Here is a 9,726-nt window from a genome sequence, read left to right on the forward strand (position 1 = left end):
GCGAGCTGGACTGCCTCGAACAACGCTCGTAGGTAGTGCTCCGGAGCCTTCGCCAGGTTCAGCGCCAGACACGGAAGCGCATCGATGAGCTGCAAGTCGTCGATGCTCATCGTTTGGGCTGTCGCCTCGTCCGCCTTGTCCAGCTCCTCAAGTTTCGACCGGAGCTTCTTCTCATCGGAGGCCAGGTCGTTGTAGCTGCCTCGCAGTGCCGTGGTGAACGGATCATCCGGGTCACCCTGCTGCGCTTGCTTGAGGATCGATGCCTGTTTCCTGGCGATCTCGGCGACCTTCCGCCGAACGTGTTCGCGCTCTGCGTCACGTGTGACGGCTTCACGATCGTCCACTCCAGCCAGATCAGCTTCCAGAACGGACCGGCGATCGGGGCCGAACACACGGTCGGCGAAGAACTTCGTGACAGCGTCCAGCAGCGTATCCTCACGGAGGTACAGCGCCTTCTCATGCTCGGTGAACCGATCCGAGCGACCTCGATTGTTGTTGCTGGGCCTGCACAAGTAGTACGCCCGCTCGTGACGCGGAACTCCGACCATCCGCCTGCCGCATCCATGAAACAGGCGCCCGCGGAACAGATAGCTCCTGACCGTGTCGGGATGCGTGTTCGGTTTCTCGGCGCCGCGGGAGCCCTGCTTGGTCTTCCAGCCGGCGTTGATCGCGTCGTACATCCACTTCGGAATCAAGGGCTCGTGCACAGGCGCGGGCGACCAGACCCACTTGATCGGATCGTTGTGCTTCCCTCGACGTGACCGTGTCGCTCGCCGGTTGAAGACTTGATATCCGGTGTACTTCGGGTTGCGCAGGATGTCGTAAACACTCGAACGGCTCCAAGCCCCTCGGGCGCGCCGACCGCCAGGAGGAACCGGTGGCGGATACTTGGCGAGATCCTCGTTCAACCTGTCCGCGATCGTGTCGCACCCCACGCCCTCGTGGTACCGCCACAGAGCCATCTGAGTGACCGACTCGCCGCGCAAGCCATCTGGTTCGAGCCGTGTCTTCGTGTACCCCTTGGCAGCCTTCACCGGATTCGGATGCTTGAAGATCTTTGCCTTGTAGCCGTGGCCTGGCTTACCGATGTTCCAGCCCTCTCGAACATGGGTACACAAGCCACCCCAGGACTGCTCGAGGGTGTTCAGGACCTCGTACTCGGCCACGGACTGGTTGATTCGGCGTTGCAGGATCCGCTGCGCACGACTACCGGACACCGTGATGGGCTCGTTCGAGGCAAAGAGCGGCACATCCTGACGTTCCAGCTCACGCTCGACCGACAGTCCTTCGAAGGCTCGCCGGGCGACCCGCGAGATGTTCTCGCAGATCACGACATCGAACCGGCGCTTCGGGCTGGCCGCCTCGGTGAGCAGATCGGCGATGCCTCCGTCGCGCGCGACGGGAATGCCGAACCGGTCGTAGTTCTCGCCCCTCCCCCGCGCGTCAAGATCCATTCGCCCCGACTCGACGTCGTAGAAGTGAGCGACGATCACCCAGGACTCGGGGATGGCGGCTTTCGAGTTGCCCAGCTGACGCACGATGGACTGCCGCGGATCCTGCTGGTCCTCAGTGGAGGTCCTCGCGAGGAAAGCGACTCGGACTTCGTCGCGCAAGAGCGCGGTGGGCATGCCGAGCGGCGAGACCGCGTAGTCCGAGAGGCCCGATGGACCGGAGACAGGGACTTGAGTCCCGCTACCGGTGGGAGTTGCCAGCAGTGCGGGGTCGAAGTTGGCGGCAGTCGACTCGCCGGGAGAGATCATGGTGTCTTGGGGTCCTCTTCGGATTCGCCAAACGCGCTTTCGCGAGCCCACTTCAAGAGTTCAGCGGCGGCCGATCCCAGTCGCATTCGGATCTGTTCGGCTTCGACGCCATGAACCCGTTCAACGTGGCCGGAAAACCTGCGGCTATTGCCGCGATGGCTTGGCTGATCGTAGCACCAATCCGGTTGCCCTAACCTAGGATGCGGCGCTGCCGAGTTGTCCTCGCATCCTTGCCCCATCGCGCCTCCGAGACCAGCTTCCCGGCGACCTAGGCGGCAGCGAGACCACAGTTCGAGCAGGTCTCGGTGGGTCTCGCATCAAGTCTCGCCGAACGTCCGAATACCTCTGGATACACGCACTTCGATACGCCAAATAATTCATGAAGTATCAAATCAGGAAGGCTCGGCGCGTGAACCAATACAGGAGGGGGAATGTCTTTCCCTGTTGGTTCTCATACGTTGAGACACGTTCTCGATGCAAGTCTCGCCTCGAACTAGCTACGCCAAGTACGGGACGTCTGGACGTCGGATTGGCTATAGGACCTGAGGCCGTTATCACAGGCACCTCGCTCACGGCTGGCCACGGAAGATGCGCACCCGGCATTACAGCTTTCATCGTGCCGAGCACGCCCCGAGCCGCGCCGAGACTGGTGCCGACGGCCGGCGAGACCACTACAGCCCGCGTTCGAACAGTCAGAAACCTGCGGGCCGAAGGTGACGGCCCGAACTGGTCGTTCCTGGCACGCGTTCGCAGGCTACTCTCGCGCAGGCCGACCGAACTCTATTTCCCGTGAGACCGACCAAGCCCTGGTCTCAGCAGAAATGGATCGCGGCGAGACCTGCTCCTGCTGCCGGTCTCGAGCGACATTCCGTGGACAGACGCCTACAGGTGACAACGCCGCAGGCGCGGGCCTGCTCGGCAGTCCGATCGGGTGATGATCGGCTTGCCCCAGAAGAGGAGCAAGCTTCTGGGCCAGGAAGGGAGCAAGGTGCGCCTTCGAGCCTCGTGGCGATCATTTCGTCGCCGCTCGGAAGGCCACCACGATGTCCGCCCCAGCTCTCAGCCCGCTCACCATGCTTCAGCGTCAGCTCACTCATCCGAAGTCACTCGCCAAGTTCGACTCGGCTCTGCGTTCCTGGGCCGACCACGACACCGCACTAGCCAACATCGTCACCCACGACCGACTAGCCGCAGTCCTGAACACCCGCGACTACGAATGCCACGACAGCATCCTGCACACGCTGCTACAGCGCGCCGCCCTCCTGAATGGCGAAGGCACCGTCGCAGCCCAAATCGTCCTCACCGCCATGCTGGCCGCAGTGCCCGGCATCGCCAGACGCGTCATCCGTGCGAGCCGGACCGCAGTCAGCACCTTCGGAACACGCCGAGGCCTGACCGGCGGCGGCGTATCGGCCACCGAAACCAACACCGACGTCCAAGCATCGGTCATCGGCCACCTCTGGGAGCAAATCCGCTGCTACCCGATACGCCGCCGCCACCATGTCGCCGCCAACGTGGTCCGCGAAACACAGAGAGCCGCCCTCCGCACACTCGGCATCGACATCACCCAGGCCGCCGCAGAGGTCATCAGCATCAACGACGCCCCATACCAGCAGTTCGTCGACGAGCCAGCCAAGAAGGATGCCTCGGAAGAACTACTTGAGCTTCTGTCATGGCCTTCGAACAGCGATGGCTCGACGAACACGAATCAGCCATCTTGACCGCTCGCTACTTCGGCGAACACATGGGTCGAGACGGCGTCGCGACCCACCGCCAACTCGGCGAGATCTTCGGCGTCAGCCAGCCCACCGCCACACGACGCCGAAATCGCGCGCTGGACAACCTGACAAAAGCTGGCCACGAATGGCAACGACAGTGAGAACCTGTCTGCCGCAACTCACAGCGCGGCATCATGTCTACGCGACGCCAAGCCAAGCAGCGCATGACAGCGGGAGCTCAGTTCATCGTTGAACGGTTCCACCTGAGTGGGTTCGTACCCCCGACGAGGTACGAGCAGCTTCCACCCACGCTGACATAGTCCCTGAGCTGCGACTTTCCGCCACCGTCGAGGTTCCACGACTCGGCCGCCGCCGTTCCGGAAGCGCCGCATGAGCACCTTCCGACGCGATCTCTCCCTCTGGATCCAATGCGGCTGCACCGCCCTGGTCGCCCTCGGCGCCTCCTACATCCACGGACGCCAATTCGCGCTCCGATTCGGCGCCGACACGATGACCGCCTCCATCTGGCCCCTCATCGTCGACGGCCTCCTCACTACTGCCACCGTCGAACTCTGGAAGCCCAGTCGCGACGGCTCCAGCCGGTGGCCGGCCTGGTCCGCGTTCATCTTCGGCATCTCGCTATCCCTCTGCGCGAACATCGCCTCCGCCCCCGTGACCAGCGCCTTCGGCGTCGCCGTCGCCGCCTGCCCGCCCCTTGCCCTACTGCTGGCCGTCGAACTCCTCAACCGCGCCCTCAAACGCCACCGTCCCTGCACGTCCGACGCATCCACCAATACCTCGCCCGAGCAGGAGCCCGCTCGCTCACTCACAGCTCAGCTTCCGGAGTCCTCACCCGAACGTGCTTCCACATCTGAACCGACCGCCGAGCAACGGATGTGGAACTTCTACATAGCTGAACAACAGCGTGGGCGAACACCGTCCGGCGCCGACCTCGACCGTGACGCCGGAACACACAACTACGGCCGCCGCATCCTCCGAAAGTGGCGCGAGGAAGGCACCCCTGCTTGCCGGACCAGGGCGACAAGATCGAGCCTGCCCAGCATGAAGCTATCCATCCGGCGTGAAGCCTTTCTCCGACAGACAGCTCGCTGCTCGACCTACGCATTAAAAGTCAGTAGCGTGGCCACGCCACCTAGTAACGTTCAGTGTCGATTACTGGCAGTTTGTGCAGGTCAACACCAGCCTTCGTCGGGGACGAGTGCCATCTCGTGGCTGCCCCTGACGTCCGCGCGCGCAGATCGCACCGGCCCGCGCTACGGCCTCGCCGACCTCACTGACGCCTGGCCCGGCCTGGCTCCACCAGCCGGCCCCAGCGGCGAGGCCCGGCGAGGCCGCTGACGTCGCGGCAGCCTTGCCCTATCGTCTGCCACCACCGAATCCGATCCCGCCACAGGCCACTCCGAACCGCGTCGCACGCGCGCTGGGTTCGGCGTTAGCACTCCGGTAGACAACCGGGCAGAGATTATTCGATGACCGGTGACGGCCGAACCGCCATCAGTAGCAACACGGATACACTGCGGCCCAGGATGCGGGATCGAGCAGCGCCTACACAGTCAACACCTCGGTAGTCACCCCCGCAGGCAGGCGGACATGGGAGCGGCGGTGATATTCAGCGAGCATTCCACCATTCTGCTGGAGGCCCGGAAATCACCCCGGCTTTCATCGCGGGGCGGCTAGCTCACGACCGGTCCCAGCCTGCCGGGAAGCCGAATTGCACGAGCCCGACTTCTTCGATTCTTTCTCGATACCGTTCCACATCAGCCCGATGTTCGCCCAGAGAACCGGCAAGCCCTTCTACGGCGTGCGGGAGTTTCGCTATGCGACGCAAATCCGGATCGTAATGCGGGTCCAGGCCGTCGTGGCACGTGCCGCAGAGGGTTACGAGGTTTTCCTCGGAAGTGGGGCCGCCCATATGCCAGGGGATAATGTGATGAATTTCAAGTTCGACATCGGTGTAATTCATGGGACTACGTCCGCAAATTCTACATTTACGTCCATCTCGCTTCATCACCCTGCCTCGCAGCTTCCGGCTGGGTGCCCGGCGCGTGACTTCCTCGTCCGTCAGACCTGAGGTCCCGATGAAGCCACGCCCGACGTGCCCATGCCCGCCGTCCTTCAGGCACTCACTCGGGCCAACCACGTCCGATAAGTGTTCATCTGCCAAGGATTTGGCAACCAATGCGTCTCCCCCCAGGCGAAGAAAATAGTAAAGGTGCTCGAACGTGTGCACGGCGACCCAGCGGCGATCAATGCTACTCCATAGCTTTATCATACGTTCAGGTGAAACGAGACTCGCTTCGCGAATTTCCCACCCTGCCCGACGTTTCGACCAGCCGACCCAATGAGTTTGTCTACCCCAATACATTTTTTCACTGTGATCCATTCCAAGGAAAAGCGCGTAGTATTCGCCCTCGGGATCGTAGGACCTCATCTCTCGCAGGAAGGCGATGAGGCTTTCCTCCGACTCAGGCTCTGCGTCGTGCATGGCTCACTCCCCACCGTGGATCGCCCGCCCCCACAGGCGTGCCGGGCTGACTCGTTGCTGGGGAGAGCTTAGCGGGCTGCACCGACATCTCAGGCGATCACGGCGACGCCCGACCGGGCAAGGTGACCCGCGCGAGGGTGCCGACCATCCAGGCGTATCCCTCCGACTCACACAGCAGGCTCTCCCTGTAGGACACGTCCTCATCAGTCACCCAGGGAACCTTTCCCAGGTCACCCCCTCGACAACCCAAGCAGGTGACTGAAAGGATCGCGCGTATCCAGCGCTTGGTCTACTCGACAGCCCTCTCCGCCGAGGAGAATGAAGAGCCGGTGAGACGGATCGCGCACAAGACCGATGAAAATGCACTGTCCGCTCCCATCATAGCGACTTTCCCAACATTCTTCTTCACTAACAGTGAAAACCGGTCTTCAATCCACGACAGACTTTATCATCGGAATTTTGAGAAAAGACGCTTCAGTCCGTAGCAAAGAGAGGTTCTTCGACCCACAAAGCAGTACCAATCGAAACGCACCATTGGACACGGGGTCAGCATATTTCCTATGCATCCAAATCGCCACGGGAAGGCGGTATCGGCGCATCAAATATGTCGACAACTATCACCGAGGTCGAGCTGCTATCAATGCTTTCACCGTCCCCCTTTTCAAAAGTGTGCAGGCAAACTCGATATCCGCGAGATGTCGCAGACTCGGCAACACGCACCGCCTGGTCGATGACGTTTCCTCCGGAATAGTCCCGACTCGTCCACGTCGAAGACAAGGAGACACCTTCGGGCAGTGCCCATGACCGCTCACCTTCACTTGCTCGAACGAAGGGTTCCGCCGTCGAGAGTTGCACTTCCCAGCTGGCGTCACCATCTTCGTCAATCTCATTCGAAGCTTCGAAGCCTAGGCCGATCAAGTATGCGGCACCCAGAAGCTCGCGGAACTCTTCGCGACTATCAACGTACAGCAACTTGAGCGGCTCAACTGCACCGTAGACACTCATCGCTCCCAACGTCGCCCGACATCGCTTCTGCAAGAAATTCCTGACAGCGATCTGCACGGCATTCGGCAACCCACCCAGAAAATCATTGAGCGACCGCTCGTCGCGTTCGACCAGAAAGAAATTCAGCTCGCGGATCAGATCCTCAGCCACGTGAGCATCATCGGCGCCCAAAGACGTGACAACCTCGAGCGAGTCACTGGAACCACGAATGAGCGCGAACACCCTGGCCTTACCCTCGCCGCGGTGCGCAACAAACTGGCTAACAGACATACTTCCTCCGTTGCGCCCGCCAGGCCGCCACAGTCGACATGACGGAGCATCATCGTGAACGTTGAAGAGCACGTCGACCGAACTACAGGCTCGATCGCATAGCTACGCAGATGCTGTCAAATCAGGTACCGCCCGATTTGCATGGCAAGCACCATCATGCCAGAACGACAAGTAGGCGAGCAAGCCATTGCCCATTGGCCGCACAAAGTAGCCGAGGCTGGTGCGATCATGTCCCGGCACGACAAGTACGAAGCCACGCTGGCGCTGGGTTTCCTCCGCAGTCCCGCCACGCTTCAGATTTGCCGCCCTTCGGCGGGGCACGCGCTGATCCCGGATGCGGTCTCACTGTGGTGAGATCACCGCTGCGGGATGCGTAGCCGTATCCGTTGTACCGCTGGCCTTTGCTCGTCCCGCTGATGGCGGTGACGTCAGTGGCCGGACTGCCGGGGCGGCTCGTGGCGAACCTCGTGGTGGGAATCGCCCTCCACCTGAGACTGATCCTGGTGGTACTGGCCGTGCTCGGCGCGAATACACGCCGCCGTCGCGCACGCTCGCGCGAAGACACACCCAGAATCTCTCCTTCAGCGACGCCACCTCCGAGAACACGGTGGGCCCACAGCCGGAAACCGATACACGGAACCGTCTTAAGACAGGCACACTGGGCACGGCCACGGGAGTGGCGGCTAACGGATCGCCATCGACAGGAGGAAGTACGCCAAGGCGGCCAGGGCGGCGGTCATGGGAATGGTGAGGATCCAGGCGGTGACGATGTTGCCCGCGACTCCCCAGCGCACCGCCGAAAGCCTGCGTGTCGCGCCGACCCCCATGATCGCGGAGCTGATCGTGTGCGTCGTGGACACCGGAGCGTGCATGCCGATGGCCATGACGTAGAGCACCGTCGAGGCGGTAGTGTCGGCGGCGACGCCGCGTGCCGGGTCGAGCGTGATCACGCGGCGGCCGAGGGTTCGCATGATCCGCCAGCCACCGGAGTACGTGCCCAGCGCGATGGCGCCGGCCGCGGCGAGCTTGACCCACAACGGAACATCGTGCCCGGTGTGCAGGCCCGCGGTGACGAGCGCGAGCACGATGACGCCCATGGTCTTCTGCGCGTCCTGCAGTCCGTGACCGAAGGCGAGCGCCGCCGCGGAAACGGACTGACCCGCGCGGAACCCGCGATGAACCCGCTGCGGGGAGGAGCGGCGGAACAGCCACGAAATCCCGACCATGACGCCGTAGGCGAGGCCGAACCCGATCAGCGGCGAAAGCACCATCGGGATGAGTACCTTGCCGGTGATGACCGACCAGTGCACGGTCACCGAGCCCGCGGCGCCCGCCCCGATCAAGCCGCCGATGAGGGCGTGGGACGACGACGAGGGCAGGCCGAACCACCAGGTGGCCAGGTTCCAGATGATGGCGCCGAGCAGCCCGGCGAGCACCATGGCCATTCCGCGTGGGGAATCCGGTGGGGTGATGATGCCGCTGCCGATCGTTCCGGCGACTCCCTCCGAGACCAGGGCCCCTGCCAGGTTCATCACCGCCGCGAGGCACAGCGCGACCCGCGGGGTCAGCGCGCGGGTGGACACCGAGGTGGCGATGGCGTTGGCGGCGTCGTGGAAGCCGTTGGTGTAGTCGAAGGCGAGCGCGATCGCGATGACCGCGAAGACGAGCGCGATCTCCACCTCAGGTCTCCTTGAGCGCGATCTGCTCGACGATGTTCGCGACTTTCTCGAAGGAATCGGCGGCGCTTTCCAGTTGCTCGATGACGTCGCGCAGGCGCATCACGGTGAGCGCGTCGTAGGCACCGGAGAAGAGGTGAGCGAGGCTCTTGCGGTAGATCTCGTCCCCTTCGTTCTCCAGCCGGTTGATCTCGATCCAGTACTCCTCGAGGTCGTGCATGTCCCTCAGCCGCGGCATGGCGTCGACGGTGAGGTCGGCGGCCTGGCGGAGGACCTCGATCTGGGCGGAGACGCCGGGCGGCAGGTGCTCGATGTCGTAGAGGTGGATGTAGTCGGCGGCGGCCTGCATGTCGTCCATGACGTCGTCGAGCGCGCCCGCCAGCCGGTAGATGTCCTCCCGGTCCAACGGGGTGACGAAAGTGGAGCTGACCCGCCGGATGATGTCGTGGGTGACGTCGTCGCAGTCGTGCTCGACGTCCTTGATGTCCTGGGCCGTACCCGCCCGGTCGGTGTCGGGATCGAGCAGCCCGGCCAGCAGCCGCGCGCCGTCGACGAGGTGCGTGGCCGATTTGCCGAACAGGTCGTAGAAAACGGTGTCCTTCGGAAGGATGCTGAAGCGCACGGTGCTCCCCTGGGTCACGGGGTGGACGGGCTGGACACGGGCGTGGGGGGGGCCGGGGCCCCCCCCCCCCCCCCGCGCGCCGGCCGCCGCCGCCGACAGCGGCGGCCCGGGGGGGCACCCCCACCCCCCCCCCCCCGCGCCCGCGCTCGGGCGCCGGGCGCACAGCCGC

At 63.4% G+C, this 9,726-nt stretch carries 7 protein-coding genes and 3 pseudogenes; 5 read left to right on the plus strand and 5 right to left on the minus strand.

Features of this window, described 5'->3' with window-relative positions; translation table 11 throughout:
* Nucleotides 1-35 precede the first annotated feature (35 nt).
* Nucleotides 36-761: a hypothetical protein gene (locus ACFWMR_RS19305; protein ID WP_378379327.1), complete on the plus strand. Its 726-nt coding sequence runs from the start codon at nucleotides 36-38 to the stop codon at nucleotides 759-761.
* On the opposite strand, the pseudogene ACFWMR_RS19310 reads toward ACFWMR_RS19305, so the two are convergent.
* Nucleotides 720-1,760, minus strand: a pseudogene (locus tag ACFWMR_RS19310) (recombinase family protein); the annotation flags it as partial. The gene ACFWMR_RS19305 and the pseudogene ACFWMR_RS19310 sit on opposite strands and share 42 nt — an antisense overlap.
* 1,073 nt (nucleotides 1,761-2,833) lie before the next feature.
* On the opposite strand from ACFWMR_RS19310, the gene ACFWMR_RS19315 reads away from it, so the two are divergent.
* The 3 genes and pseudogenes from ACFWMR_RS19315 to ACFWMR_RS19325 all read left to right on the plus strand — a co-directional run.
* Nucleotides 2,834-3,481: a hypothetical protein gene (locus tag ACFWMR_RS19315; protein ID WP_378379328.1), complete on the plus strand. Its 648-nt coding sequence runs from the start codon at nucleotides 2,834-2,836 to the stop codon at nucleotides 3,479-3,481.
* On the plus strand, nucleotides 3,478-3,639 hold the full coding sequence (locus tag ACFWMR_RS19320) for a hypothetical protein (protein ID WP_378379329.1): 162 nt from the start codon (nucleotides 3,478-3,480) through the stop codon (nucleotides 3,637-3,639). Before ACFWMR_RS19315 ends, ACFWMR_RS19320 begins: the two co-directional genes overlap by 4 nt.
* A 229-nt stretch (nucleotides 3,640-3,868) precedes the next feature.
* Nucleotides 3,869-4,495: pseudogene (locus ACFWMR_RS19325) on the plus strand (DUF2637 domain-containing protein); the annotation flags it as partial.
* Nucleotides 4,496-5,177: 682 nt separating this feature from the next.
* Here the strand turns inward: ACFWMR_RS19325 and ACFWMR_RS19330 are convergent.
* A complete protein-coding gene (locus tag ACFWMR_RS19330) occupies nucleotides 5,178-5,984 on the minus strand; it encodes an HNH endonuclease (protein WP_378379330.1) in 807 nt (268 codons plus the stop codon).
* Between the two features lie 558 nt (nucleotides 5,985-6,542).
* Nucleotides 6,543-7,259 carry a hypothetical protein gene (locus tag ACFWMR_RS19335; protein ID WP_378379331.1) on the minus strand — a complete coding sequence of 239 codons (717 nt, stop codon included), beginning with the start codon at nucleotides 7,257-7,259 and terminating at the stop codon, nucleotides 6,543-6,545.
* Nucleotides 7,260-7,490: 231 nt separating this feature from the next.
* Between ACFWMR_RS19335 and ACFWMR_RS19340 the strand changes: the two are divergent.
* Nucleotides 7,491-7,592, plus strand: a pseudogene (locus tag ACFWMR_RS19340) (ABC transporter permease); the annotation flags it as partial.
* 350 nt (nucleotides 7,593-7,942) lie between these two features.
* On the opposite strand, the gene ACFWMR_RS19345 reads toward ACFWMR_RS19340, so the two are convergent.
* Together ACFWMR_RS19345 and ACFWMR_RS19350 are read right to left on the minus strand one after the other, a co-directional pair.
* Nucleotides 7,943-8,938, minus strand: coding sequence for an inorganic phosphate transporter (locus tag ACFWMR_RS19345; RefSeq protein ID WP_378379332.1), 996 nt, complete (start codon nucleotides 8,936-8,938; stop codon nucleotides 7,943-7,945).
* 1 nt (nucleotide 8,939) lies between these two features.
* Nucleotides 8,940-9,557: a DUF47 domain-containing protein gene (locus tag ACFWMR_RS19350; RefSeq protein ID WP_378379333.1), complete on the minus strand. Its 618-nt coding sequence runs from the start codon at nucleotides 9,555-9,557 to the stop codon at nucleotides 8,940-8,942.
* Nucleotides 9,558-9,726 lie beyond the last annotated feature (169 nt).

Origin of the sequence: Amycolatopsis thailandensis (assembly GCF_042723255.1) — a bacterium.
Taxonomy (GTDB): Bacteria; Actinomycetota; Actinomycetes; order Mycobacteriales; family Pseudonocardiaceae; genus Amycolatopsis; species Amycolatopsis thailandensis.

Coding starts and splice junctions, on each gene's coding strand:
- ACFWMR_RS19315 (WP_378379328.1), top strand. CDS start 2,834: ATGCTTCAGCGTCAGCTCACTCATCCGAAGTCACTCGCCAAGTTCGAC.
- ACFWMR_RS19330 (WP_378379330.1), bottom strand. CDS start 5,984: ATGCACGACGCAGAGCCTGAGTCGGAGGAAAGCCTCATCGCCTTCCTG.
- ACFWMR_RS19335 (WP_378379331.1), bottom strand. CDS start 7,259: ATGTCTGTTAGCCAGTTTGTTGCGCACCGCGGCGAGGGTAAGGCCAGG.